Source organism: Halomarina ordinaria (assembly GCF_030553305.1).
In the GTDB taxonomy this organism is placed as follows: Archaea; Halobacteriota; Halobacteria; order Halobacteriales; family Haloarculaceae; genus Halomarina; species Halomarina ordinaria.
Map to the genome: position 1 here is coordinate 441,929 of NZ_JARRAH010000001.1, position 23,459 is coordinate 465,387.

Here is a 23,459-nt window from a genome sequence, read left to right on the forward strand (position 1 = left end):
GGAGGCGTCGAGACGAGAAAAGGGTTGGTTGCGACCGATTTCGGGACCGACTCGTCAGTCGTCCGATTCGCCCGTCGCGCTCGCCGCGCCCGTCGCCCCTGCCGACAGGCCGTCGACGGAGAGCGTGCCCGTCAGTTCGCGGTAGGGGTAGGGCATGTCGATGCCCTCGGCGTCACAGCGCTCCTTGACGGCGGAGACGAACTCCGACTGGGCGCCGACGATGTCGGCCCGGGAGGGGTCGGCTATCCAGAAGCGCGCCTGGAGGCCGACCGCCGAGTCGCCGAGTTCGGTGACGCGCACCGAGGGCGCCGGGTCGTCGAGGATGCCCTCGCACGCCGACGCCTCGTCGAGGATGACCTCCGTCGCGTGCGTGATGTCGTCGTCGTAGCCGATGCCGAAGACGAACGTGCGCCGGAGTTTGTCGTAGGCGACGGGGTTGACCAGCGCGTTGTTCGCGAGGTCGGAGTTCGGCACCGTGATGCGCTCGTTGTCGAAGGTGCGAACGCGCGTCACCCGGAGGTCTATCTCCTCGACGGTCCCCGACATGTCCTCCCACTCGATCCAGTCACCGATGTCGAACGGCCGGTCCTTGAGGATGAAGATGCCGGCGACGAAGTTGCTGAGCAGGTCCTGCGCGGCGAAGCCGAGCGCCAGCGCCAGCGCGCCGCCGATGGTCGCGAAGGCGGCGAGGAAGGCACCGAACCCCGCGACGGTGAACGCGACGGCGACGGCGGCGAAGAGCACGACGATGCCGATGACGTTCCGGGCGAGGCTCCGGATCGTCTCGTCGAACCCGCGCGCGTGCATCGCGCGGTTCAACAGCGGCATGACCACGAGCCGTCCGAGGAGGTAGACGACGACGAACGCGACGACGAACGCGACGACGTCACCGATGAGACCGCCGTACAGTTCGACGGCCTGGTCGAGGTCCCGTGGGACGAGCGGCTCCGACTGCAACGGTGAGGATGACGTACCTTGAATCATGTGTGTGTCGCGGGCGTCGACGCGACCCGGCCGCCGCGAACGGTCGACTGACGGCCACTGACGCGCGTGTCGGTCCGCGCTCCAAACACCGACGCACGAACGTACAAAGATACCGATGTATCCGGCGGGTGTTTCCGAGCCCCTCGCTCACTCCTCGTCCATCCGGACGGTGAGGACGGGGACCGGCGAGGTCCGGACGACCCGCTCGGTGACGCTCCCGAGGAGGTAGCGGTCGAGGCCCTGTCGGCCGTGCGTCGCCATCACGACGAGGTCGACGTCGTGGCCCTCCGCGTACTCCTGGATGGTCGCGTGTGGCTCCCCCTGAACCACCTCGCCGACCACGTCGACCCGGTCGCCCGCCGTGTCGAGGGTCTCGCGGACGACGCGCTCGCCCTCCTCTTCCAGCGCGTCGACGACTTGCCCCCCGAGGACGGTGATGCTGTCGCGGTCGGTGTCCGCGACGTAGAGGACGTGGACCGTCGCGCCGCTCAGTTCGGCCAGGTCGAGTGCGTGCTCCAGTGCGACCGCCGCGCCGTCGCTCCCGTCGGTCGGGAAGAGGATGTCGTCGTACATCGTGGGGTGCCACGTGCAGGGGACGCTTAATCCCTCTGGCGCGAGGGGCCGACCTCCCGGAGGTGACGGTAGGCGAGCGTCGAGAACCGCGGGTCGAGGCGGCTCGGGGGGCGTCCTCGGCCTGCGTCGCGCGCGGCGACCGTCACGCGGTCGAGGACGCCCGACTCGGCGAGTTCGTACAGCACGCGCGTGACCGTCCCCGGCGAGAGCGCGACCGAGGGGTCGGCGGCGATGGCGGTGGCGGTGGCGCTGACCGACGTGCGCTGGTCGTCGTCGAGGTCGACGACGCGGTCGAGGACGACGGCCGAGGCGTCCGTCAGCGCGAGCACGCGACCGAGCGGAATCCCGCCGGCCGGGACCGCCGCGATGCCGGCGTCGACGTGGGCGTCCGTCAGGCGCTCGCCGCCCGCTTCGAGGGCGGCGTCGACCGCACAGAACAGCGCGCAGACGGCGTCGTGGGCGTTCCCCTCCGCCCAGGTGGCGATGCGGACGAGCTGGTCGTGGGTGAACGCCCGCGGGGAGAGCCCCTCCACCGCCCGGGCGGTGAGGATGTCCTCGACGGCGTGACGGTCGTACGCCGGCACCGGGACGTGCTGGACCGGGGCGTCGGCCGCCGGGCCCTCTCGCCCGACGCAGAGCGTCGCCACGGGGCCGGAGAGCGCGTCGAAGCGCTCCCGCACGACCGACGCGGGGTAGGTCTCGGGTTCGCCGACGTGGTCGACGACCAGCAGGACCCGCCGGTCGTGCTCGTCGAGCCACGCGTCCAGCCGGTCCCGGAGGTCGTCGGTCCGGACGCCCCCTCGCGGCGGCTGTTCGTCGGTGAGACCGTCGAGCGCGGCGTAGTAGAGGCCGAACGCGCTCGACGCCGTCCGCGCGTCGACGTAGTGAAAGACGAACGACGGGGCGGTCGTCCCCGCCCGGGTCGTCGTGTAGATGGCCCGTCCGTTGCTCGAGAGCAGGCGCGAGAGGTGTCCGACCAGCGCGGTGACGACCGCCGACTTCCCGCTCCCGGCGGGGCCGGAGAGGACCGTGTCGGTCGGCAGGTCGTCCTCGAACACGGGGGCGACGGCGTCGAGCAGTCGCTCCAGGACGGGACCGCGCCCGACGGGTTCCGCCGGGTGGACGAGGGGGTTCAGCGCGTCCTCGTCGCGGACGAGGTGGACGTCGCCGTCGGTTCGCTGTCGCCTGAGGATGCGTTCCTCGAAGTTCATCGAAACGTGTGCTATCGAAATAGTCGTGGGGGAGACCCTTCAGAACGCCGGTTGCGGCACCCAGACGGCCGACGGGAAGACGCCGAGCAGCGCGAGCACGCCGATGATGAGCGTCCCGAAGACGATGGCGGCCGCGGGCGGGTCCCAGTGGGTGTCGCCGTGGGCGTAGAACACGCGCTGGAAGACCTCGCCGAACAGCGCGCAGACGAGCCCGAACAGCGCCCCGACGAGTAGCATCGCCACGACGGGGCCGTCGGCGACGGCCGTCCCCTCGGGGACGATGGCGAGCGCCGCCGTGCTCGCGGGCAGCGACATGTGGTGGGTCACGGGGATGTTCGCCACCCCGAGGTTGAGGAAGACGAGGCTCGCCGCGCTGATGCCGAACGCGAGGAACGCGCTCTCGGTCACGAAGGCGATGTACGCGCCGAGGACGCCCACGACGGCGCCGATGGCGGCGACGTTCGCCCACTTGTACTGGTGGGGGAGCCACGGTTCGACGAGGAACCGGGCGGTCGCCGCCCCGCCGTCGGTCGCCTCGCCCCCCGCGTCGCTCGTTCCCGGTTCGCCGATGACGCGACGCTCCTCGGACTCGAACGGCGACATGTCGAGCAGGCCGGTCCGCCGGTCGCCGATGATGCCGTAGCCGAAGGCGACGCGGTGGACGAGCGCCGAGAGGGTGACACCCAGCGCGATGGGGTCCCAGGGAAGCGCGAGCTGACTCGAGAGCGTCGTGATCCAGTAGCCGACGACGCCGAAGACGGCGCCGACGGCGAGCACGTCGGGTTTCGTCCCGAGCGCGTAGCCGATGTCCTTCGCGTCGTGGTAGTCGAAGCCGGGGTCATCGATGTACCCCTTCTTCGCGGCGTAGGCGGTGGCGGCCGCCCCCGCCGCGAAACTGATGTGCGGGCCGAAGACGGGGCCGAAGGCGATACTGCCCGTGATGGCGCCCGCGTCGGCGTCGACGTACGCCGCCGCCTCCCCCGCGATGACCATGAAGCCGGTGAAGATGAACGCCGGGAGCGCGCCGAGGGCCGCGCCGAAGGCGCCGCCCGCGAGCGCGGCGATGAGGAGTTCGACGGTGAAGAACGCCGAGATGTCGACCATCACTCACCACCCTCTCTCGCCCAGCCCCGCGAGCAGTCGACGGCGTCGATCCAGCGCGCGTGGAGCGCGTCGGCGTCCTCGGGGTTCATGTCGGGGGTGAACTCGCGGTCGACCTGCCAGTTGTCGCGGAGTTCGTCGATGGTCTCCCAGTAGCCGACGGCGAGGCCGGCGGCGTACGCCGACCCGAGCGCCGTCGTCTCGTCGACCTCCGGGCGGACGATGTCCGTCTGGACGATGTCCGACTGGAGCTGACAGAGGAAGTTGTTCTTCACCGCGCCGCCGTCGACCCGGAGGCTCGCCATCTCGATGCCGGAGTCGGCCTCCATCGCCTCCGCGACGTCGCGCGTCTGGTAGGCGATGGACTCCAGCGTCGCCCGCACGAGGTGTTCCTTCCCCGTCCCGCGGGTCATGCCGACGATGGTGCCGCGCGCGCGGCCGTCCCAGTGGGGTGCCCCGAGGCCCGTGAACGCGGGCACGAGGTAGACCCCGTCGGTCGAGTCGACGCTCCGCGCCAGCGTCTCGGTCTGGGCGGGGTTGTCGATGAGTTCGATGTCCTCCAGCCACTGGATGGCGGCGCCGGTGATGAAGATGGCCCCCTCCAGCGCGTACTGGACGGGTTCGCCCGAGCGCTGGAAGCCGACGGTCGTCAGCAGGCCGTGGTCGCTCTCGACGGGTTCCTCGCCCGTGTTCATCAGGAAGAACGAGCCGGTGCCGTAGGTGTTCTTCGCGGCGCCGGGGTCGAAGCAGGTCTGGCCGAACAGCGCCGCCTGCTGGTCGCCGAAGGCGCCCGCGACGGGGACCGCCGCCCCGAGGAAGCCGTCGGGGTCGGTGTGCCCGTAGAGGTCCGCGTCGCTCGACGGGCGCACCTCCGGGAGGATGGACTCGGGGACGTCGAACTCCGCCAGGAGTTCCTCGTCCCACTCCATCTCGCGGATGTTGAACAGCATCGTCCGGGAGGCGTTGGTCACGTCGGTGATGTGGTTCCCGGTGAGACGGTCGATGAGCCACGAGTCGATGGTGCCGAAGCGGAGTTCCCCCTGCTCGGCGCGGTCGCGGACGTCCTCGGGCCGCGTGCGCTGGAGTTTGATGGGGTCGGCGTTGTCCAGCAGCCACTCCACCTTCGTCGCCGAGAAGTAGGCGTCGACCTCCAGTCCCGTCTTCTCGCGGATGGGACCGGCCATCCCCACCTCCTGGAGCTCCTCGACGCGGTCGGTCGTACGCCGGTCCTGCCAGACGATGGCGTTGTGGATGGGCCGTCCCGTCTCCTCGTCCCAGATGAGCGTCGTCTCGCGCTGGTTGGTGATGCCGAGGGCCGCCAGCTGTTCGGGGTCGAGGCCCTCCTCTTCGAGCGCGCGAGTGACGACGGTCTGGGTGTTCTCCCATATCTCGACCGGGTCGTGCTCGACCCAGCCGGGTTCGGGGTAGATCTGTTCGTGCGTCTCGTAGGCGTTGGCGACGACGCGGCCCGCGTGGTCGAAGACCATGAACCGCGTGCCGGTCGTCCCCTGGTCGATCGCGCCGATGTATGTCTCGTCTGTCACGGTGGTCACCTCGTACGGGGCGCCCACGCCGCGCCGACGCCCCCCGTCTCGCGGCGGCGATTGTTTATCGCCACACGCAACACACCGATAAACAATATTGAATATTATTATAAACCTTGCTCATGGAATCCGACATGTTCCGGGGAACACGTCGATTGGCCGGTATGTACGCGCCGCGTACGCGCCGCCGAGTCCCCTCGCACCGATTCTTTATCGCCGGTTATCTACCGACGATAAAATAAAGTGTGCGCGGCGCATCTCGTGGTTAGCGACCGATGCCCACGGAGACTGATGTCGTGGTGATCGGCGGGGGGTCGACCGGCTGCGGTATCGCCCGGGACCTGGCGATGCGCGGCGTGGACGTCACACTCGTCGAGAAGGGAAACCTGACCCACGGAACGACCGGACGGATGCACGGCCTGCTCCACAGCGGTGGACGCTACGCCGTCTCCGACCAGAAGAGCGCGCGCGAGTGCATCGAGGAGAACCGCGTCCTGCGGGACATCGCGAGTCACTGCGTCGAGTTGACGGGCGGCTACTTCGTCCAGATGGCGGACGACCCCGACGAGTACTTCGAGGAGAAACTCGCGGGCTGTCGCGCCTGCGACATCCCCGCCGAGGTGGTCGACCGGGAGACGCTCCTGCGCGAGGAACCGTACCTCTCGCCGGACGTGCGGCGGGCCATCCGGGTACCCGACGGCGCCGTCGACCCGTTCCGCCTCTGCGTGGCCAACGCCGCCAGCGCCGAGGAGTTCGGCGGGCGCGTCGAGACCCACGCGGCGGTGACCGACGTCCTCGTCGAGGACGGCGAGGTGGTCGGCGTCGAGGTCACCCACGACGCGGGGCCCGCGAAACACGGCGAGGGAGAAGGCGTCGAGGAGATACACGCCGACCACGTCGTCAACGCGACGGGCGCGTGGGCCGGGCGCCTCGGCGCGATGGCCGGCGTCGACGTCGAGGTCCGCCCCTCGAAGGGCGCGATGGTGGTGATGAACTGCCGGCAGGTCGACAAGGTGGTCAACCGCTGTCGACCGAAGGGCGACGCCGACATCGTCGTCCCCCACGAGACGACGGTCATCCTGGGGACGACCGACGAGGAGGTCGAGGACCCCGAGGACTACCCCGAAGAGCAGTGGGAGGTCGACCTCCTCGTCGACGAACTGGCCCAACTGGTCCCCGTCCTCGCCGACTCGCGGACGGTCCGCTCGTTCTGGGGCGTCCGTCCGCTGTACGAACCGCCGGGCACCGGGACGGCCGACCCGACGGACATCACGCGCGACTTCTTCCTCCTCGACCACGACGAGCACGACGACCTGCCCGGCATGACCTCCATCGTCGGCGGGAAGTTCACCACCTACCGCATGATGGCCGAGTCCATCAGCGACCACGTCTGTGCGAAACTCGGCGTGGACGCGCGCTGTCGCACCGCGGAGGTACCCCTCCCCGGGAGCGACGACTTCTCGGTGCTCCGCGACTACATGGAGGAGTTCGGCCTGCGCTCGCCCGTGGGCCGCCGGAGCGTCCAGCGCCTCGGCAGTCGTGCCGACGAGGTGCTCCGCACCGAGGAGGCGAACCCCGTCGTCTGCGCCTGCGAGGCCGTCACCCGCGCCGAACTGCGCGACGCCATCTCGCAGTCGGGGCCGGACCTCAACGCCGCGCGCATCCGGACCCGCGCCTCGATGGGGAACTGTCAGGGCGGGTTCTGCGCCCACCGGATGGCGTTCGAACTCCACCCCGACTACGAGGAACCGACCGTCACCGCCGCGTTCGACGACCTCTACGCCGAGCGCTACAAGGGCGTCCGACACGCGCTGTGGGGCGAACAGCTCTCGCAGGCGATGCTCACCCACGCGCTCCACGGCGCGACGATGAACCGCGACGGCGACCCCGCGCGCAACGACGGGGTCGACTTCGCCGCCTTCGACGGAGGCCAGCGTGGCGATTGAGGACGACGTCCTCGTCGTCGGCGGTGGGCTGGCCGGCCTGAGCGCGGCGATTCGCGCCGCCCGGACCGGCGCGCGGACCCGCCTCGTCTCGCACAAGGAGAGCACGCTCCGGCAGGCGTCGGGCCTCGTCGACGTCCTCGGCTACGCCCCCCGACCGGTGGGAGCGGCGGCCGGTGAGGCGACGCCCCTCTCTGACCCCTTCGAGGCGTTCGACGACCTCCCCGGCGAGCACCCCTACGAGCACGTCGGGCGCGAGGGCGTCCGCGAGGGCCTCGCCTTCTTCGACGACCTCGTGGGCGATGCCTACCGGGGGGGCCACACCGACCGCAACGCGCTCGTCCCGACCCACGGCGGCGCGGTGAAACCCACCGCGCGCTACCCCGCGAGCGTGGCCGACGGCCTCGCGAGCGACGACCGGGCGGCGCTCCTGGTCGGCTTCGACGCCGTGACGGACTTCTCCGCCGAGTACGCCGCCGACCACCTCCGGGCGGCCGGCGTCCCCTTCGACGTGCGGGGGGCGACGGTGTCGTTCCCGGGCGAGGTCCGCGCCGACGCCGCCCTGACGCACCTCGCCCACGCCCTCGACGAGAACGAACTCGTCGAGCACGAGGGCTCCCGCGTCGGCACGCGGACGGCGCTGGCCGAACTGGTGCGCCCCCACCTCGGGGACGCAGAGCGCGTCGGCTTCCCCGCGCTCCTCGGGATGGACCACCCGGAGGAGGTCAGGGCGTCGCTCTCACGGCTGCTCGACGCCGCCGTCTTCGAGGTGCCGATGGGCCCGCCGAGCCTCCCGGGGATGCGCCTCGCGGCGCGACTGCGCGACGCCGCCGACGCGGCCGGCGTCAGGGTGACGACGGGCGTCCCCGTCGTCGGCTACGACGCGGAGGGCGACCGCATCGAGACGGTGGCCGTCCGCCACGAGCGCCAGCGCGTCCCCTACCGGGCCGAGCAGTACGTCCTCGCCACCGGGGGCCTCGTCGGGAAGGGCATCGGCTCCGACCGGTCGGGCGTCAGCGAGGCCGTCTTCGACTGTCACGTCCCCCACCCCGCGGACCGCTACGACTGGTTCGAGGACGGCGCGTTCGACGCCCACCCCTTCGCCCGCTTCGGCGTGCGGACCGACCGGGACCTCCGGCCGCTCGACGCGACCGACGAACCGCACTACGAGAACCTCCGGGCCGCCGGCGCGGTCCTCGGGGGCTACGACCTCGCGGCGGAGTGCTCCGGCAGCGGCGTCTCGCTCGCCACGGGCGTTCGCGCCGGCACCATCGCAGGAGAGACGACCACATGAGTGACGCCACAGACCCCACCGACGACGCGTTCGACGACGAGTACCCCGTGCAGGTGTTCCCCGAGGCCGAGGAGATGGACCTCCGTCCGGGCACCGACAACTGTTACAAGTGTTCGAGCTGTGATACTTCCTGTCCGGTCGCGGAGGTGGACGACACCTTCCCCGGGCCGAAGTTCCAGGGACCGGAGCAGTGGCGCCTCACGCGCAAGGAGGACGCGGAGGTCGACCCCTCCATCAAGCAGTGTTCGAACTGCATGCGCTGTGACTCGGCGTGTCCCTCGGGCGTGCCGCTCACCCAGATGCACAACACGGCCCGCGCGAAGTACGTCGAACAGCAGGGGTTCTCGCTCGGCTACCTCCGCGACCGCATCCTCGCCAACTACGGCACCCTCGCACGCCTCGGGTCCGCGATGCCCCGCGTCACTAACTTCGTGATGGGCCTCGGCGTCACGAAACTGTTCAACGAGCGGGTGCTCGGCATCACGTCGGAGCGGGAGTTCCCCGCGTTCGCCACCGAGACGTTCCGCGAGTGGTGGGCCGACCGGGGAGGTGCCCGGGTGGTCGACGAGGAGAAGCGCGTCGCGTACTTCCACGGCGACTACGCGAACTACAACACGCCGGAGGTGGCGAAGGCGCTCGTGCGCGTCTTCGAGGCGTTCGGCTACGAGGTGACCGTCCCCGACCAGCGCTGTTCGGGGACGCCGATGTTCGCCAACGGGATGATGGACGACGCCCGGCGCTCGGCGAAGTTCAACGTCGAGACCTTCCGCGAACTCGTCGAGGAGGGGTACGACGTGGTCTGTTCGTGTACCTCCTGTTCGATGGCGCTCCGGACGGAGTACCCCGAACTGTTCGACTTCGAGGGGACCGACGCCGTCGCGGACCACACCTACGACGCGGTCGAGTACCTCCGCATCCACGAGGACCTCGCCGGGGCGCTCGGCGCGTCGTCGGTCGACCTCGGGGAGTTCGCCTACCACGCCCCCTGTCACGCCCGCAACCAGGGGCTGGCGAACCAGTCGCGCGAGGTGTTCGCCGACCTCGAGGGCGTCGAGGTGACGGACGTCGGCGACTCCTGTTCGGGCATCAGCGGCACCTACGGCTGGAAGGAAGAGCACTACGACACGTCGATGGCCATCGGCGAGGAGATGTTCGAGCACATGGAGGGCGTGCCCTCCGGGGAGGGGATGACCGAGTGTCCGACCTGTGCGATGCAGATGGAACACGGCACCGGCTACGACATCAGCCACCCGCTGGAGGTGCTGGAGGCCGCGCTGGTCGACTAGCCCCGTCTCGGAACCTCGCCCTCGCTTGAGGGCCTGTCGGTGTAGACGAGTTCGTCGGCCGCCTCCAGCCAGTCGACGCCCCACTTGACCGTCACCGGCACCATCGCCGTGGTGAACATCGCGAGGAACACGAGCATCGAGAAGAGTTCCTGGCCGATGATGCCGTTCGAGAGGCCGATGGAGGCGATGATTATCTCGACGGTCCCCCGGCCGTTCATCCCGAAGCCGATGACGACGCCCTCGCGGGAGGTGAGGTCCGTCGGCAGCGAGAACAGCCACGAGCCGAGTATCTTGCCGACGAAGGCGATGCCGACCAGCAGCGCCAGCAGCCCCGCGTTCCCCGTGAAGACGCCGAGTGACACCTCGAACGCCACGGTGACGAAGAAGATGGGCGCGAAGAAGCCGATGGCGAGGTCGTAGATGACGTCGTGCATGTGGTCGTACAGGCCGGCCTGGAGGTCGGCCTGCCGGAGGAACATCCCCGCGACGAACCCGCCGATGATCATGTGGAGTCCGGCGAGGTCGGCGAGTCCGGCGAAGACGAGCGAGACGAGCAACGCGATGGAGAACGCCGTCGTCTTGTCGACGAAGCCGTAGCGCTGGCGCAGTTCGTCGAACCAGTCCCACACGCGCGGGAGGAAACGATAGCCGATGAACAGCGTCACCGCGAAGAACGCGAGCGCCTCGAGGAGGATGGTGCCGATGCTCACCGGGTCGACGCTGCCGGCCTCGACGAAGCCGAGGACGGCCGCGAACGCGACCAGCACGCCCACGTCGGAGGCGAGCGCCCCGCCGAGCAGGATGCCGGCGATGCGGGTGTCGAGGATGTCGAGGTCGACGAGGATGCGCGACTTCGTCGCCAGCGACGTCGCCGCCATCGCCAGCCCGAGGAACAGCGCGCCGCCGGTCGACACGCCGATGTACTGGCCGGCGCCGTAGCCCAGTCCGAAGGGGATGACGAACGCGCCGAGGGCGACGACGAGCGCCTGCGGCCCGAGTTCGAACAGGTCGTCGAGGTCGACCTCCATCCCGACGTACACCATCAGCAGGAAGACGCCGAGTTCGGCGAGGACGTCGAGCGTCTCCGAGGGGGAGAGGAGGCCGAGGATAGCCGGGCCGAAGACGACGCCCGCGAACAGTTCGCCCATCATCGCCGGGTAGCCGACGCGCTCGGCGGCGGCGCCGAACGTCCAGGCGACGACGAGCACCGACAGGAGGTTGAGGATGTCCAGCTCGCTCCCGCCGACTACCATCCGACCACCTCGCGGGCGGGGTGCCGACGGGTCGGTCGCCGGGGACGGTCGGCCGCGGTCGCTCGGGGGGAGTGTGTCGACGTCATCGGCGAACCTCAGGGGAGGAGTGGTCGGTCGGCGGTGGTGGCCAGGGCGTCAGCGAGGACGTTCGTCGAGCAGACCGTCTCGACGGCGAGGTCGTCGAAGACGACCCCGTTCGCCGGGTGGTTGAGCAGGACGACCACCCGCTCGACGCCGTCGGCGCTCGCGAGCGACTGGGCCGCGAGGAGGTTCCGGCTGTCCGTGTCGGTCGTGACGACGGCCGTCGCGACGCGTCCCGGGACGACCGTCCGGAGCGCGTACGCGTCGCGGAGGTCGACGCGCTTCGCGCGCAGGCCCGCGGCACGCGCTCGGTCGACGCGCACGCGGTCGTCGTCGACGACGAGACAGGTCCGTCCGTCCGCGTCCAGCCGGGTGGCGACGCGACGACTGAGGTCGCCGCTGCCGACGATGAGTGTGTCCATCGGTCTGTGTGTCGAGCCCCGTGCTCCCGCCGGGGTGACGGTGGTCCCGCTGCTGTACACCCGGCGGTAGGAATCAGATACGGATAAGTCACGCGATTGCACTGTCGGATTGACAGTCACACATCGAAAATATCGCGTTTCGTCCGTATCGCGGTGGTGTGTCCGTGGACGACGGCGAGGCGTTCGCGAGGACGACGGTGGACACTCGTGTGACTGCGACGACGAGCGGTGTCGGGTGTCAGTCCTCGAGGTCGGCACCGCGGAAGCCGTGGTACGGACAGACGTACTCGTTCCGGATGAGTTCCTCGTCGGAGATGTGGAGGCCGAGCGCGCTCAGTTCGCGCCCGAGGCGGCTCAGGTCGTCGTGGTCGCGCCCGACGGCGTTGACGTAGACGTTGTGGTCGCCGGTCATCACCTCCCGGACGGCCGCGACGCCGGGGACCTCGAGGGCGCGCCGGGCGAGTTCCTCGCGCTCGTCGATGGGGGCGGTACAGATGAGTTTCGTGTAGAGGGGGAAGCCGGCGGCCTCGTAGTCGATGTCGACGTGGTACCCCCGGATGATGCCCGCCTGTTCGAGGCGCTGGATGCGGTTGCGGACGGTGCTCGCCGAGATGTCCATCTCCCCGGCGATGTCGCCCGAGGAGGTGCGTCGCGCGTCGCGCTGGAGTTCGTAGAGGATTCGTCGGTCCACGTCGTCGAGTTCGCCGTCTCGCATACTATCCGGTGGTCGAGATGGGTGAAAATCAACGTTTTCCCTCGCCGCGCCCCCGCCGGCTCACTCGGGCGTCGCCCGGACCGCCTCGTACGCCGCGTCCAGGGCGGCCCGCTCGTCGGCCGGCAGGTCCCACTCGTGGACGGCGTCGATGCCGTCGGCGTCGAGCGTCACGGGGACGCCGAGCGAGACGCCCTCGTAGCCGTACTCCCCGTCGAGCGGGGTCGAGAGGCCGACCGGCGTGTCGAGGCCGCCGTCGAGCAGGCGACCGGTCAGCGCGGCGACCCCCCGCGCGGTCACCCACCGCGAGGAGTGACGGGCACCCCGCCAGTCGATGACGTCGTAGGGGATGCGCCGGGCGTACTCGGTCACCGCCTCGCGCTCCTCGGCCGAGAGGTCGAGGGGGTCGCCGTCGACGCTCGCCCGCGAGAACAGCGGCACGATGTGCTCGCCGTGCTCGCCGACGACTGGACAGGAGACGCGTTCGGCCGTCGTCCCGTGCCGGCGAGCGAGTTCGTCGGCCACGCGCGCCGTCTCCGAGAGCGCGTACCCGACGAACCGCGAGCGCTCCCACCCGACGCGCCGGAACAGGCGGTAGTTCATCCGGTCGAGGGGGTTCGTGACGGTGACGACGGGGCGGGGGGCGTGCTCGGGGAACCACGCCGCCACCTCGTCGACGACGGCGCGGTTGGCCTCGATGGCGGCCATGCGTCCGCCGGTCTGGGTGCCCGCGCCGCTGGCCGCGACGACCACCACGTCCGCGTCCTCGATGGCCCCCGGACCGGGGTCGACGGCGCGGACCGCTCCGGGGCGGTCGCCGCTCGACCGGCCGACCGGGTGGGCGACGTGCGCCCGCGCGTGCGTGACGTCCGTCGCGTCGCCCCGGGCGGCGTCCCGCTCTACGTCGCAGAGCGCGACGTCGAGGGTCGGCCGGTCGAGCGCGAGCGTGTAGGCGGTCGCGGCGCCGATGGTTCCGGCGCCGCCGATGACGGTGACCTGCATGTCTCACCCGGGCGGACGCGAGGCGGTGTCATTACTCTTCGTCCGAAGCGTGCGGGAGAAACGAGAATGGTAACTGTTTGTGGGAAACGCGGACCCGGTCAGAAGGGCTTCGGCGCGTCCCCGACCGTGACGGTCGCCTCGGTGTCGCTCGCACCGTCGTCAGTCTCGCCGTTCGGTGCGGTGAGCGTCGCCTCGACGGTGTCACCGGCGCTCGGGTTCTCCGCGGCCGGCGTCACGACCGCGTGCACTCCGACCGGGGACCCCTCGACGGTGACCGTCCCGTTGGTCGCCGGTTGGACGGTCCGTTTCGTCGTCACCTGGCCGTCGTCGGTGTCGTAGGTCGCGTAGACGGTCGCCTCCCACGCCCCGGTCGCTTCGAGCGTGACCTCGCCGCCGAGGTCGCTCCCGGCGCTCTCGCCGGCGTCGAACCTGACGCCGGCCTCGCCGTACTGTGCGTCCGCGGAGCCCCCGTAGCGGTAGCCGTCGCCGCTGAACTCGACGGAGACGCCCTGCCCGTAGTTGGTGGCCGTCGCCTCGGCGGTCTTCGCGTCCGCCGGGACGGTCACCTCGGTGTCGCCGGCCGCGTCGGTCCGCTCGCCGTCGACGGTGAGCGTGCCGAACCACGACCCCTCGCCGGACGCCGAGAGCCGTCCGAGCGGGGCGGGTTCCGCGTCGTCGGTGCCGTTCTCCTTCGCGTCGCCGTCGTTCGCGCCGTCGTCGCTGTCGTTCGTGTCATCTTCCGAGTCGTCGTCGTCCGGGTCGACGGGCATCACGCCGGCGTCACCGTCGTCGGCGTCGTCTGAACCGTCGCTGTCGGAGTTGTCGTCGTCCGACTCGTCGCTGTCGGCGTCGTCGGAGTCGTTGGAGTCGTCTGAATCGCCGCTCTCGTCAGCGTCGTCGTCACCGGCGTCGTCGCCGTCGCTCCCGTCACCGGCGTCGTCGGAATCGTCCGAGCCCGAGTCGCTGTCGGCGCCGTCGCCGTCGCCGTCGGTGCTCTCCTCACTGTCCTCGTCCGACTCGTCGCCAGCCCCTTCGTCGGTGTCGCTGTCGTCGTCGGTGTCGCTGTCGTCGTCAGCGTCGTCGGGCGTCCCGGCGTCGTCCGAACTCGACCCGCCCGAGTTCGACCCGCTGGACCCGGCGCCGAACTCGAAGCCGTCGTCGTCGCTGTCGGCGTCGTTCTCGGCCGTGTCATCCTCGTCCGGACCGTCGGAGTCGGGCGGTGCGTCGTCCGCGTCGTCGGGCTCACTCGACGCGTCCGAGGTGTCGGTCCCCTCGGCGTCGCCGTCGTCGGTGTCGGCGGAGGCGCTCGACTCGCCGGTCGGGTCGTCCGCGCCGTCCCCGACGGTGTCGCCGGACGTGTCGTCGCCGAGCAGGCCGGGGACGCCCCAGAGGACGAAGGTCCCGGCCGCCCCCACGATGACGAGGCCGGCGACGCCCACGACGGTCAGCCAGCCGAGTTGTTCGAGGAACGATTCGTCGTCGCCGGAGCCACTCCCGGACCGACGAGGACGCCGCGATTGTGGTCGTGATGACGGCATTGATTCGGCGTCGGAACATCGTATAATAAGTTTTGTCATCAACACTACATATTCTCTCGGACGAGATATTCTCGAATACGTGTATAAGTGGTACTCCGTGGTGATGAGGGCTACTCCGAGGGCGAGCGCTCCCGGTCGTCGTGACAGACAGAAACGTCCCCCGAAGGGGACGCGGCGGTCGGGCGCGGTGGCGTGCGGCCCCGACCGCCGGGATGACGTTCCATGCGACAGGTAGTAACCGGTGTGGCGGCACCGGGCATTGGGTACTACGGTATCCGACGGAATATCCGCGGTGGCTAGATACGCAATACCTTCGGATGTGGACCAGTCGTCACCATCGACACTATCTCTCGAGGACGTGTAACGGCGACGAGACGGCCGGGTCGCTCACCGGCTACCGGCGGTCGTCGGGATGCGAAAGTGACTGTCCGTGTCGCCCCGGCGACACGGACAGAAGGGTCACAGGTGGGGATGTCACGACTCTCCGGAGAGAGCCGTCGGAATCCGTGACTGGCTGTCGTCTCTCTCGAGAACTCGCCGCTGACGGATTCGTGAGGACCCACATCTTCCGGGAACAAATACCTAATTGCCACTCGATGACTGGTTCTCCGCAGATACAGTCTCGAGGGTCTAGGTTGCGTGACGGGGGTGCGTCAGAGCCGCTCTTCGTGGACCTGGAGATGGTGACTCTTCATCCCGCTCTCGGTCACGAACGACTTCCCGCAGGTCGGGCACAGTACACCGAGTCGCTCTTCGACGGATTCATCGGACGACATGGATCTGGCTCCGCGAACGTCCCCGGCCTTCGACCGTGGCCCCCGGTTCGTGTTCGCGAGGCACGGTACGTTACCACGCACCATAATTGTTCTCGGAAGACGACGACAGAGACACGGGTCGACGGGCGGCCGGTCCCGGGTGCGTCCGTGACCGACGAATTAATTTCCCTTATAGTTACCCGCATCAATGTCTGCGAGGAGTATAAACAAACTATTAGTCACTGCTAGCCCTCGTTGGGAATACAGCTAGCGGCCGGGGGTGCCTCTGACAGCACGACACAGGTGGGGACCATCCAAACGAGCTCCTGTGGTCCTCTCGACCCCGGTCCGCTGCTGTTTCGGAACCGGGGATAGTCACACCTCCCCGTTTCCCTCTGCCGACGCACGCCGCGAGTGCCGACGGGATGCGAGAACGCTATTAACACACGTCGCTCAACGCCGCTATGGCAACGGTCGTACAAGGACGCCTGCCGGCGGAGGAGTTCGCCCTCTGCGAGACGCTCGATTCGCTCCCAGACGCCGAGTTCGAGACGGAACTCATCGTCGAGAGCGGTGAAGATGCAATCATGCCCCTCCTCTGGGTCCGCGGGGCACCGACCGAGGCGGTTCGCGAGGTGCTGGAGAGGGACCCGAGCGTCCGGAGCGTCGACCTCCTCGTCGAACTGGACGACGCACAGTTCTACCGCATGGAGTGGGTCGGACACGTCGAACTCGCGCTCGAACTGCTCACGAACGCGCACGCGACCATCATGAACGCGTACGGCGCCGGCGACTGGTGGTACCTCCGCGTGCTCTACCCGGACCGCGACTCGCTGGGTCGGACCACCGACTTCTGCGAGCGCCACGGCCTCTCCTTCGACATCGACACCATCCGGGAGATGGACGGCGAACCCGCGGGCCGGTTCGGTCTCACCGACGGCCAGTACGCCGCGCTCACCTACGCCGTCGAGCAGGGGTACTACGACGTCCCCCGGGGGTGCGAACTCCAGGACCTGGCGGACCACTTCGGTCTGTCACACCAGGCACTCTCCGAGCGCCTCCGTCGCGGGGTGAAGGCGCTCGTCGAGGACGCCCTCCTCGTCGGCGCGCCCGCCCCGGAAGTGGCCACCCGGCCAGGACGGTGAGCGGACGACCCGCAGACCGCGTCCCGCCGTGACCGTTCTCCGTCACGCGACGGGACACGTGCCGGGGCGCGAACACACCGCCCTCTGCCCAGCCGCGGGCATCGAGGGGTCGGAGTGCGCGGAGTGCGACGCCAATGGGGGGCTCGACGGCGACGCCTGTTCTGGATGAGTGAAATCGTCCAGTACCTCCTCGCGCTGTCGAACCGGCGTTCCACGAACGACGTCCGGTGGGCCGCTCGCCGGTTCCGGGTGGCGCTCGCCGCGTGGTCCGGCGACGCCAGGCGGTACGCGCGCGCGGTCCTCCGCGGGACCGACCGCACTGGAGCGACCGACCACTGACCGGAGCGATGTAGCTCGCCGCGCCACGAGTGCCGCTGTTCTCCGGCGGGTGCTCACCGACGAGTACCGCAGAGTGCCGTCGCTGAATCGGTCGGTCGTCGACCAGACGGTCGGACGCCAGCGCCGTGACACGCCGGGGAACGGTCCGCGGATGTCGACCGGGCGACGTCTCGTGGTCGCCGATGCACGGTGTCCAAGCAGTGGTCGTTCAGGGACCGACACGGGAGCGATTCGACGTCGGCAGGTCCCCACCTGTACGTCCCCCACAGCGGTCGGTCCCACGTCCCACTGCTGTAGATTAACCAATACGAGGTAGATAAATAGACGTTGTTGCTACTGAATATAACTATCACAGTCCCGTACTGGTCCCTGTCTGGGGTGAGTGGCCGTCGCGAGCGCCGACACCACCGTCGACGCTATCGACGGACGAGTCCGAACAGCGTCACCGCGAGCAGGCCGACGAGCCACACGCCGGCGCCCACCAGAAGGGACCGGGTCGCCCACGCGACCGCTATCGCCACCGCGAAGACCACGACACCGGCGACCACGTAGAAGGTCACCGACGCCGGCGCTGCATCCCCTCCATCGAACGCCACGGGAACTACTACTTAGGTAACGAGTTAAACATGTCCCGTGGTCACAGATGGTGAGAAGCGGTCGCGAACGCGCCCGCGAACCCGACAGTCAGTGGCCGTATCGGGCGGCAGGGCCTCCGCGATTCGCCGCAGTTCGATAGGTATGGCGGGCCGATACGTTCACGTTGTCGGTCCGACGATACGGAGGTGGGTCGACGGACGGGCGTCCGAACGGGCACGGGCGAACTGTCTGCGGCCACGCCCTCCCAAGGGAGGTCCGAACCGGTTCTCCTCGGCGTCGGCCCACGAGCGTCACATCCGGCGAGAGCCGTCCGTCCGCTCAGCGCCGGTTGTACTCACGGACGATAGACTCCAGTTCCCCCGGGGTGAGTTCCGTCTCCAGGAGTCGTTCGACCGCCGGTTTCGACGTCCCGAGCGCGCGCATCCCGCAGGCGACCAGGTCGTCGTGGGGCCGCGGTGGCGACTCCTCGATGGACCCGAACAGGTGTTCGTCGCGCAACGGCGGGTCGACGGACGGGGTATCGGTCATAGACGTACAGACCGGCGCGTCGTACTACGACCTTTCGTTGGCCTCCGCTCGTAGCCGGACGGCGTCTCCGCCTGCTCGGTCGCGGGGGGACCGACCGGTCCTGACTCGCTCGATTCAACCGTACACATGTGTTGTGTTAACAGAAAACATTACCCCGATTGCGACGAACGCACCTAGTGAGGGCCTCGTCGGGTCGACTCCTGTCACTTCGTGGCCCCGACATCACAGGTGGGGAGAAGAGACGAGAGCCGACGTGATGACGTCCTCACCTTCCCCTGATGACCGACACTGGTACTGTCCGGTCTGTAACTCTGTCACGAACCCGGGGAATAGCTTTATCACACGATGTGTTGACACGACTCACCTATGTCCTCGACGACAGGAACCGAGGCCGTCGCGGCCGAGGAACCGCACCCCGAGATCGTCGGCCTGCTCCAGCAGATGGGGGCCGCACCGTTGCCGCCGTTCTGGTCGCTCTCGCCGGAGGGCGCCCGGCAGTTCACCGAGGGACTGTTCCCGACGGCGGACGACCCCGAACCGGTGGCGGAGGTGATGGACCTCGAGGTCACCGAGGAGGGGATTCCGGTCCGCGTGTACGTCCCGGAGGGACAGGGGCCGTACCCGACGCTGGTCTACCTCCACGGCGGCGGCTGGGTCATCGGCGACCTCGACACCTACGACGCGACCTGCCGGGCGCTCGCGAACGCCGCCGACCGTATGGTCGTGAGCGTCGACTACCGCCTCGCGCCCGAACACCCGTTTCCGGTTCCGCTGGAGGACTGCTACGCCGCCGCCGAGTGGGTGTTCGACGCCGCGGAGACGATGCAGGTCGACACCGACAACGTCGCCATCGGCGGCGACAGCGCCGGCGGGAACCTCGCGACGGCCGTCGCGCTGATGGCCCGCGACCGCGACGGTCCCGAGTTCGCCAGACAGGTCCTCGTCTATCCCGTCACCGACTACGACTTCGACACCCCCTCCTACGAGGAGAACGCCGACGGTTACCTGCTCACCAGAGCCGACATGGAGTGGTTCTGGGACCACTACCTCCGCGACGAGGTCGACGGCAGCCACCCCTACGCGTCGCCGCTCAGGGCGCGTGACCTCTCGGGGCTCCCGCCGGCGACGGTCGTCACGTGCGGGTTCGACCCGCTGCGCGACGAGGGCGCGACGTACGCCGACCGACTGGCCGACGCCGGCGTCGACGTCAACCACGTCCACTACGCCGACGCCATCCACGGCATCGTCCAGATGCTGGTCGAACCGATGGCCCTGACGCGGGCACGCGACCTCATCGACGACGTGAGCGACGACCTCGGGACACCCATCTGACCGGCGTCACGAGTCCCCCGAACCCACGTCCCGTCATCCCGTCGACCCGTACTCGTCCGTAGGGGTTCGGCCACCTGGGTCACCGTTCGAGAGACCGTACCGAGACACGTAGTGTGTGGGTATCCGACGGCTGGTCGGTTTTATTAGAGGTAGTGATGATTGGTAGCAGACAGCACTCATGACAATGAGCGAACAACACACGGCGGACGGTAGTGGGGAAGCGGACCTCGACGTCGCCATCGTCGGCGCGGGGTTCTCCGGGCTGTACATGCTCCATCGCCTGCGGGGACTGGGGCTGTCGGCGCGCGTCTTCGAGAAGGCGGACGACGTGGGCGGGACCTGGTACTGGAACCGGTATCCCGGCGCTCGCTGCGACAGCGAGAGCCACATCTACTGTTACTCCTTCTCCGACGCCCTCCTCGACGAGTGGGAGTGGAGCGAGCGCTACCCCGAGCAACCGGAGGTGCTCCGGTACCTGCGCTACGCCGCCGACCACCTCGACCTGCGCCGGGACGTCGAGTTCGAGACGGAGGTCACCTCGGCCGTGTTCGAGGAGGACTCGGGGACGTGGACGGTCAGCACCGACGACGGCTCGCAGGTCTCGGCGCGGTTCTTCGTCACCGCCGTCGGCTGTCTCTCGAAACCGTACCTCCCGGACTTCGACGGCCTCGAATCGTTCGAGGGGGAGTGGTACCACACGGGCCGGTGGCCACACGACCCCGTCGACTTCGACGGGAAGCGCGTCGCGGTCGTCGGAACGGGTGCCAGCGGTATCCAGGCCATCCCGGAGATAGCGGACGACGCGGGGCACCTGACCGTCTTCCAGCGGACGCCGAACTACGCCGTCCCCGCGCGGAACCGGCCGCTCACACCGGCCGAGTACGACGAGATACGCGAGCGCTACGACGAGATATGGGCGCAGTCACGCGACTCCGGGTTCGGCATGCCCTTCGACACCGCCGCACCCACCGCCGCCGACCTCTCGACCGAGGCGGTCAGGGAGGTGCTCGAACCGCGCTGGCAAGAGGGCGGCTTCCGGTTCCTGCTCGCCTTCGAGGACCTGCTCATCAACGAGGAGACCAACCGGAAGGTCTCCGAGTTCATCCGCTCGAAGATACGCGAGACGGTCGACGACCCCGAGGTGGCAGCGACGCTCGTTCCCACCGACCACCCCTACGCGAGCAAGCGCCCGCCCCTCCACACGGACTACTACGAGACGTACAACCGCGACCACGTCCGACTGGTCTCCGTCCGGGAGTCACCCATCGAGGAGCTAACGCCCGAGGGCATCCGGACCGCCGACGAGCACCACGCGTTCGACACCGTCGTCTTCGCCACGGGCTTCGACGCGATGACCGGCACGCTGTTCGACATGGACATCGAGGGCAAGGACGGCACGCACCTCGAGGAGAAGTGGGCCGACGGCCCCCGGACCTACCTCGGCCTCGCCGTCCACGACTTCCCGAACATGTTCACCATCACCGGCCCGCAGAGCCCCTCCGTGCTCACCAACATGCCGGTGTCCATCGAACAGCACGTCGAGTGGATAGCGGACTGTATCGAGTACATGGAGCGAGAGGACCTCCGGGTCGTCGAACCGACGGAGGCGGCCGAGGAGGAGTGGGTGGCACACAGCAACGAGGTCGCCGACCAGACGCTGTACTCGGAGGCCGACTCCTGGTACCGTGGCGAGAACATCCCCGGGAAACCCCGTATCTTCACGCCGTACGCCGGTGGCCTCGACCTCTACCGACAGCAGTGCGCCGAGGTGGCGGCGAACGACTACGAAGGGTTCGACCTGGGTGAATCGGCGGACGCCACGACGGCGGATTGAGGTGAAAACAAGCCAAGGGTGGGATTCGAACCCACGAATTCTCGATTACAAATCGAGTGCTTGAGCCACCCAAGCTCCCTTGGCGCTACAGTGAGTCGTACTCGTTCGGGACCATATCGGTTTCGCTGTCCCCCGCTTTCGTCATCGTGATGCGGTGCGGGCGGTAGCCCAGTTCACGATAGAGGCGCTGTGCCGCTTCGTTCCCCGCCATCACGTCGAGTGCGACGACGTCGGCACCGTCCGCACGCAGCGCCTCCTCGGCGGCCCGGAGCAGCGCCGTCCCGATTCCCGCCCCTCGATGGTCGGGGTCGACGTAGAGGTTCTCGACGACGCCCTTCTCGACGGTCTGTTCGTAGGCGCCGGAGGACGGTCCGAACATGACGAAGCCGACGACGCTCCCGTCCTCGCGAGCGACGAGCAACCCGCCGGTGACGACGGCGCGGGCGACGGCCTCGCGGACGGTGGCGCGGTTCTCGTCGCTCGCGAGGAACGACCCGTACTCGCGCTGGCCCGCCGCCAGCGCCACCCAGAGGTCGGCGACCCGGTCGACGTCCTCCATGCGGGCCGCCTCGACGTCCATCAGCGGAGCGCCTCGACCGCGGGCAGGGACTCGCCGGTGAGCATCGCCAGCGCCGCCCCGCCACCGGTGCTCACGTGGTCGAACCCCGACAGTCCCAGCCGGCGGATGGCGGAGGCGGTGTCGCCGCCGCCGACGATGGTGTAGTCGGCGGCCGTCGCCCCCTCGAAGAGCCCGCGCGTCCCGACGGCGAAGCGTTCCTCCTCGAAGACCCCCGCCGGACCGTTGAGGATACCCGTTCCGGCGTTCGCGAGCACGTCGCCGTAGGCCGCGACGGTCGCCGACCCGACGTCCATCGCCGGTTCCGGGACGGGGAGGTCCTCGACGCTCACCTCGACGCGCTCGCCGTCGCGCTCGACGGCCACGTCGAGGGGGACGTGGAGGCGGTCGCCGTACGTGTCGAGCAGCTCCTCGGCCTGGGCGAGGCGGTCGCCGGCCCGGTCCGTCAGTACGCGCGTGCTCTCGGGACCGAGGTCGACGCCGGTGGCGTGCAGGAAGGCGTTGCCCACGACGCCGGCGGTGAGGACGACGTCCGCGAGGCCCGATTCGAGGACGGTCGACGCCACCCCGATGGAGTCGTCGACCTTGGCGCCGCCGAGGCAGTAGACCCGCGGGGTCGGCGTGCTCGCGATGTCACCGAGCGCGTCGAGTTCGCGCTCCATCACCCGCCCCGCGTACCCGGGGAGGTGTTCGGGAAAGCCGACGATGGAGGGCTGCGAGCGGTGGGCGGCGGCGAAGGCGTCGTTGACGTAGGCGTCGAGGACCGGGGCGAGCCCGGCGACGAGGTGGGTGCTCGCGGCCTCGGCGGGGGGGAACTGCATGACCTCCTCGCTGTAGAAGCGCGTGTTCTCGAGGACGAGGACGCTCCCGTCGGCGAGCGACCGGACGCGCTCGCGGGCCGCAGCGGAGAACGTGGCGTCGACGTACTCGACGGGGGCGTCAAGCAGGGCGGAGAGGCGTTCGGCGTGGTCGGCCAGCGACGTGAAGTCGTCGCCGCCGGGACGACCCTGGTGGGCGAGGACGGCGACCCGCGCGCCGCGGGCGGCCAGTTCGTCGAGCGTCTCCACGTGCGCGCGCAGGCGGGAGTCGTCGTCGAGCGTCCCGTCCGGCGCGACCGGACTGTTGATGTCGACGCGCACCCCGACGGCGGCCCCCTCGGCGTCGAGGTCGTCGAGCGTCCGTATCATGCGCGAGTGTCCACGACGTCGGAGCAAAGGTGTTGTGCTCGACGGTCGGCCCTCCTCCTTCCACGCGCCCGGTCAATCGCCCGACACGACGGCCGTGAGCGTGCACCCGTTCCCCCGCCCGCGTCGACCGACCCGTCCTCGTTGGACGTGTATCAGAACTCTGGGGGGTCGCTTGTATTCTCCTCGGTAATCGAACGAAGAAATCGGACGCCTGGCGGGGG

General features: G+C 69.3%; 22 protein-coding genes and 1 tRNA gene. 7 read left to right on the forward strand and 16 right to left on the reverse strand.

What is annotated here, in order from left to right:
* Positions 1–54 precede the first annotated feature (54 nt).
* The 5 genes from P1Y20_RS02350 to glpK all read right to left on the reverse strand — a co-directional run bounded on the left by P1Y20_RS02350 (position 55) and on the right by glpK (position 5,413).
* Positions 55–984, reverse strand: a complete 930-nt coding sequence (locus P1Y20_RS02350) for a mechanosensitive ion channel family protein (protein WP_379736941.1) — start codon at positions 982–984, stop codon at positions 55–57.
* 147 nt (positions 985–1,131) lie between these two features.
* On the reverse strand, positions 1,132–1,557 hold the full coding sequence (locus tag P1Y20_RS02355) for a universal stress protein (protein ID WP_304447050.1): 426 nt from the start codon (positions 1,555–1,557) through the stop codon (positions 1,132–1,134).
* A gap of 26 nt (positions 1,558–1,583) precedes the next feature.
* Positions 1,584–2,768, reverse strand: coding sequence for a Cdc6/Cdc18 family protein (locus P1Y20_RS02360; protein WP_304447051.1), 1,185 nt, complete (start codon positions 2,766–2,768; stop codon positions 1,584–1,586).
* Between the two features lie 39 nt (positions 2,769–2,807).
* Entirely contained in the window at positions 2,808–3,872 is a 1,065-nt protein-coding gene (locus tag P1Y20_RS02365; protein WP_304447052.1) for a DUF7973 family transport facilitator, read from the reverse strand.
* Positions 3,872–5,413: a glycerol kinase GlpK gene (gene glpK, locus P1Y20_RS02370; protein ID WP_304447053.1), complete on the reverse strand. Its 1,542-nt coding sequence runs from the start codon at positions 5,411–5,413 to the stop codon at positions 3,872–3,874. The genes P1Y20_RS02365 and glpK overlap by 1 nt, the downstream gene beginning before the upstream one ends.
* Before the next feature lie 275 nt (positions 5,414–5,688).
* On the opposite strand from glpK, the gene glpA reads away from it, so the two are divergent.
* From glpA to P1Y20_RS02385, 3 genes are read left to right on the forward strand one after another with little or no spacing between them, the layout of a single operon-like run.
* Positions 5,689–7,359 carry an anaerobic glycerol-3-phosphate dehydrogenase subunit GlpA gene (gene glpA / locus P1Y20_RS02375; protein ID WP_304447054.1) on the forward strand — a complete coding sequence of 557 codons (1,671 nt, stop codon included), beginning with the start codon at positions 5,689–5,691 and terminating at the stop codon, positions 7,357–7,359.
* Positions 7,349–8,650, forward strand: a complete 1,302-nt coding sequence (gene glpB, locus P1Y20_RS02380; RefSeq protein ID WP_304447055.1) for a glycerol-3-phosphate dehydrogenase subunit GlpB — start codon at positions 7,349–7,351, stop codon at positions 8,648–8,650. Before glpA ends, glpB begins: the two co-directional genes overlap by 11 nt.
* Complete coding sequence (locus P1Y20_RS02385; protein ID WP_304447056.1) at positions 8,647–9,936, forward strand: anaerobic glycerol-3-phosphate dehydrogenase subunit C; 1,290 nt, start codon at positions 8,647–8,649, stop codon at positions 9,934–9,936. The genes glpB and P1Y20_RS02385 overlap by 4 nt, the downstream gene beginning before the upstream one ends.
* Here P1Y20_RS02385 and P1Y20_RS02390 read toward each other — a convergent pair.
* The 6 genes from P1Y20_RS02390 to P1Y20_RS02415 form a co-directional block, all read right to left on the reverse strand.
* Positions 9,933–11,189 (reverse strand): cation:proton antiporter, encoded by a 1,257-nt coding sequence (locus P1Y20_RS02390; RefSeq protein WP_304447057.1) that lies wholly within the window; start codon positions 11,187–11,189, stop codon positions 9,933–9,935. The two genes, P1Y20_RS02385 and P1Y20_RS02390, sit on opposite strands and share 4 nt — an antisense overlap.
* Before the next feature lie 95 nt (positions 11,190–11,284).
* Positions 11,285–11,692, reverse strand: coding sequence for an NAD-binding protein (locus P1Y20_RS02395; RefSeq protein ID WP_304447058.1), 408 nt, complete (start codon positions 11,690–11,692; stop codon positions 11,285–11,287).
* Between the two features lie 238 nt (positions 11,693–11,930).
* On the reverse strand, positions 11,931–12,407 hold the full coding sequence (locus P1Y20_RS02400) for an Lrp/AsnC family transcriptional regulator (RefSeq protein WP_304447059.1): 477 nt from the start codon (positions 12,405–12,407) through the stop codon (positions 11,931–11,933).
* A gap of 60 nt (positions 12,408–12,467) precedes the next feature.
* On the reverse strand, positions 12,468–13,406 hold the full coding sequence (locus tag P1Y20_RS02405) for a malate dehydrogenase (protein WP_304447060.1): 939 nt from the start codon (positions 13,404–13,406) through the stop codon (positions 12,468–12,470).
* 98 nt (positions 13,407–13,504) lie between these two features.
* Complete coding sequence (locus P1Y20_RS02410) at positions 13,505–14,944, reverse strand: hypothetical protein (RefSeq protein ID WP_304447061.1); 1,440 nt, start codon at positions 14,942–14,944, stop codon at positions 13,505–13,507.
* A 653-nt stretch (positions 14,945–15,597) separates the two neighbouring features.
* On the reverse strand, positions 15,598–15,720 hold the full coding sequence (locus P1Y20_RS02415) for a C2H2-type zinc finger protein (protein ID WP_304447062.1): 123 nt from the start codon (positions 15,718–15,720) through the stop codon (positions 15,598–15,600).
* Positions 15,721–16,163: 443 nt separating this feature from the next.
* On the opposite strand from P1Y20_RS02415, the gene P1Y20_RS02420 reads away from it, so the two are divergent.
* Together P1Y20_RS02420 and P1Y20_RS02425 are read left to right on the forward strand one after the other, a co-directional pair.
* Entirely contained in the window at positions 16,164–16,844 is a 681-nt protein-coding gene (locus P1Y20_RS02420) for a helix-turn-helix domain-containing protein (protein ID WP_304447063.1), read from the forward strand.
* 165 nt (positions 16,845–17,009) lie between these two features.
* The gene (locus P1Y20_RS02425) at positions 17,010–17,183 is read left to right on the forward strand and encodes a hypothetical protein (RefSeq protein ID WP_304447064.1); all 174 of its coding nucleotides are present in this window, start codon (positions 17,010–17,012) and stop codon (positions 17,181–17,183) included.
* A 416-nt stretch (positions 17,184–17,599) separates the two neighbouring features.
* On the opposite strand, the gene P1Y20_RS02430 is transcribed toward P1Y20_RS02425, so the two are convergent.
* Positions 17,600–17,779 (reverse strand): hypothetical protein, encoded by a 180-nt coding sequence (locus tag P1Y20_RS02430; RefSeq protein ID WP_304447065.1) that lies wholly within the window; start codon positions 17,777–17,779, stop codon positions 17,600–17,602.
* Between the two features lie 319 nt (positions 17,780–18,098).
* On the reverse strand, positions 18,099–18,308 hold the full coding sequence (locus P1Y20_RS02435) for a hypothetical protein (RefSeq protein ID WP_304447066.1): 210 nt from the start codon (positions 18,306–18,308) through the stop codon (positions 18,099–18,101).
* Between the two features lie 366 nt (positions 18,309–18,674).
* Between P1Y20_RS02435 and lipP1 the strand changes: the two genes are divergently transcribed.
* Together lipP1 and P1Y20_RS02445 are read left to right on the forward strand one after the other, a co-directional pair.
* Positions 18,675–19,640 carry a LipP1 family hormone-sensitive lipase gene (lipP1, locus tag P1Y20_RS02440; RefSeq protein WP_304447067.1) on the forward strand — a complete coding sequence of 322 codons (966 nt, stop codon included), beginning with the start codon at positions 18,675–18,677 and terminating at the stop codon, positions 19,638–19,640.
* A gap of 184 nt (positions 19,641–19,824) precedes the next feature.
* The gene (locus P1Y20_RS02445) at positions 19,825–21,474 is read left to right on the forward strand and encodes a flavin-containing monooxygenase (RefSeq protein WP_304447068.1); all 1,650 of its coding nucleotides are present in this window, start codon (positions 19,825–19,827) and stop codon (positions 21,472–21,474) included.
* A 10-nt stretch (positions 21,475–21,484) separates the two neighbouring features.
* Here P1Y20_RS02445 and P1Y20_RS02450 read toward each other — a convergent pair.
* The 3 genes from P1Y20_RS02450 to P1Y20_RS02460 all read right to left on the reverse strand — a co-directional run bounded on the left by P1Y20_RS02450 (position 21,485) and on the right by P1Y20_RS02460 (position 23,238).
* Positions 21,485–21,558: transfer RNA gene (locus tag P1Y20_RS02450), tRNA-Thr, on the reverse strand.
* Position 21,559: 1 nt separating this feature from the next.
* Positions 21,560–22,054: a GNAT family N-acetyltransferase gene (locus P1Y20_RS02455; RefSeq protein ID WP_304447069.1), complete on the reverse strand. Its 495-nt coding sequence runs from the start codon at positions 22,052–22,054 to the stop codon at positions 21,560–21,562.
* Positions 22,054–23,238, reverse strand: coding sequence for a phosphoglycerate kinase (locus P1Y20_RS02460; protein ID WP_304447070.1), 1,185 nt, complete (start codon positions 23,236–23,238; stop codon positions 22,054–22,056). The genes P1Y20_RS02455 and P1Y20_RS02460 overlap by 1 nt, the downstream gene beginning before the upstream one ends.
* Between the last annotated feature and the right edge of the window lie 221 nt (positions 23,239–23,459).

Coding starts and splice junctions, on each gene's coding strand:
- P1Y20_RS02445 (WP_304447068.1), top strand. CDS start 19,825: ATGAGCGAACAACACACGGCGGACGGTAGTGGGGAAGCGGACCTCGAC.
- P1Y20_RS02400 (WP_304447059.1), bottom strand. CDS start 12,407: ATGCGAGACGGCGAACTCGACGACGTGGACCGACGAATCCTCTACGAA.
- P1Y20_RS02410 (WP_304447061.1), bottom strand. CDS start 14,944: ATGCCGTCATCACGACCACAATCGCGGCGTCCTCGTCGGTCCGGGAGT.
- P1Y20_RS02455 (WP_304447069.1), bottom strand. CDS start 22,054: ATGGACGTCGAGGCGGCCCGCATGGAGGACGTCGACCGGGTCGCCGAC.
- P1Y20_RS02395 (WP_304447058.1), bottom strand. CDS start 11,692: ATGGACACACTCATCGTCGGCAGCGGCGACCTCAGTCGTCGCGTCGCC.
- P1Y20_RS02460 (WP_304447070.1), bottom strand. CDS start 23,238: ATGATACGGACGCTCGACGACCTCGACGCCGAGGGGGCCGCCGTCGGG.
- P1Y20_RS02365 (WP_304447052.1), bottom strand. CDS start 3,872: ATGGTCGACATCTCGGCGTTCTTCACCGTCGAACTCCTCATCGCCGCG.
- P1Y20_RS02355 (WP_304447050.1), bottom strand. CDS start 1,557: ATGTACGACGACATCCTCTTCCCGACCGACGGGAGCGACGGCGCGGCG.
- P1Y20_RS02390 (WP_304447057.1), bottom strand. CDS start 11,189: ATGGTAGTCGGCGGGAGCGAGCTGGACATCCTCAACCTCCTGTCGGTG.
- P1Y20_RS02415 (WP_304447062.1), bottom strand. CDS start 15,720: ATGTCGTCCGATGAATCCGTCGAAGAGCGACTCGGTGTACTGTGCCCG.
- glpA (WP_304447054.1), top strand. CDS start 5,689: ATGCCCACGGAGACTGATGTCGTGGTGATCGGCGGGGGGTCGACCGGC.
- lipP1 (WP_304447067.1), top strand. CDS start 18,675: ATGTCCTCGACGACAGGAACCGAGGCCGTCGCGGCCGAGGAACCGCAC.
- P1Y20_RS02405 (WP_304447060.1), bottom strand. CDS start 13,406: ATGCAGGTCACCGTCATCGGCGGCGCCGGAACCATCGGCGCCGCGACC.
- P1Y20_RS02435 (WP_304447066.1), bottom strand. CDS start 18,308: ATGACCGATACCCCGTCCGTCGACCCGCCGTTGCGCGACGAACACCTG.
- P1Y20_RS02385 (WP_304447056.1), top strand. CDS start 8,647: ATGAGTGACGCCACAGACCCCACCGACGACGCGTTCGACGACGAGTAC.
- P1Y20_RS02360 (WP_304447051.1), bottom strand. CDS start 2,768: ATGAACTTCGAGGAACGCATCCTCAGGCGACAGCGAACCGACGGCGAC.
- P1Y20_RS02425 (WP_304447064.1), top strand. CDS start 17,010: ATGAGTGAAATCGTCCAGTACCTCCTCGCGCTGTCGAACCGGCGTTCC.
- P1Y20_RS02420 (WP_304447063.1), top strand. CDS start 16,164: ATGGCAACGGTCGTACAAGGACGCCTGCCGGCGGAGGAGTTCGCCCTC.
- P1Y20_RS02350 (WP_379736941.1), bottom strand. CDS start 984: ATGATTCAAGGTACGTCATCCTCACCGTTGCAGTCGGAGCCGCTCGTC.